Genomic DNA, 888 nt, shown 5'->3' on the forward strand with positions numbered 1-888 from the left:
ACAACTGGAAGCTCCAGCAAACTCGCATCTATTTTAACCGGCTTTAAGTTTGTATAGTAGGAACAACCAGACAATAAGAATACGCCCAAGAAATATCCGGCATTTTTTTTAAATTTAACCATTTTTTTAAAAATTAAAAATCGATAGTAGATTTATAGTTATTGAAATTCCGACAGGATCTTCAACTTTAATTTTCCGAAAGGCTGCTTATGGCCGGACGCTGCCGAAGCAGGGTTCACGGTTTGTCGCCGCGAGGCCGAAGCAGACCTAAAGGGGAAGTAGGAGCCATCCTCTTTAGCGTTCATATTGGCCTTATGACCTGGGCTTAGCGCCGCTGTTGAAGCGCACGTTCGATTTTTTGGTCGGTTTTGAACTGCGACAGGGAGTAAACTGCCCATATGGCTGCGGGAATCCAACCGATGACAATTAGCTGAAGCAGCAAGCAGACGATGCCGGCAAACGGACGTCCGATAGTGAAGAAACTGAGCCAGGGAAGGACGAGAGCAAGCAGTAAACGCATAGTGCGAAAGCCTTTGTTTGGATACCTCTGAATGCGCGAGGTGCCGCTTTGAGCTCATGCTCGGCGCAGTATAACGAAATTGCGACGTGGCAATTGTCGCTGAATGTCACGAATGCATGACTCTCCGTATCGGCGCTGGTCTTCGCCGTTAACTACACTCAGTATTTAAATACGCTGCTAGCTCCACAGTGTTCGTTTGCTCGCAGAATTGATAATCATCTAGCCGTCCTCCCTTCGGCCCAGCCGAGGAATAAAGTCACGGTACGAATCCGAACTTTATCGAGGAGGACGTCATGTTATTTTGTGGCATTGATCTTCATTCCAACAACTGTGTTGTGATCGTTTCCGACGAGGCCGACAAAGTGTTG

General features: G+C 47.1%; 1 protein-coding gene. It reads right to left on the reverse strand.

The genetic code is table 11. From position 1 onward, the window contains the following. Window positions 1-325 precede the first annotated feature (325 nt). A complete protein-coding gene (locus GTP46_RS29125; protein WP_161010116.1) occupies window positions 326-520 on the reverse strand; it encodes a YqaE/Pmp3 family membrane protein in 195 nt (64 codons plus the stop codon). Window positions 521-888: the final 368 nt, after the last annotated feature.

The organism is Duganella flavida (assembly GCF_009857445.1).
GTDB classification, from domain to species: Bacteria; Pseudomonadota; Gammaproteobacteria; order Burkholderiales; family Burkholderiaceae_D; genus Rugamonas; species Rugamonas flavida.

Excerpts from the sequence above, each read along its gene's own strand:
- GTP46_RS29125 (WP_161010116.1), bottom strand. The coding sequence starts at position 520 with ATGCGTTTACTGCTTGCTCTCGTCCTTCCCTGGCTCAGTTTCTTCACT.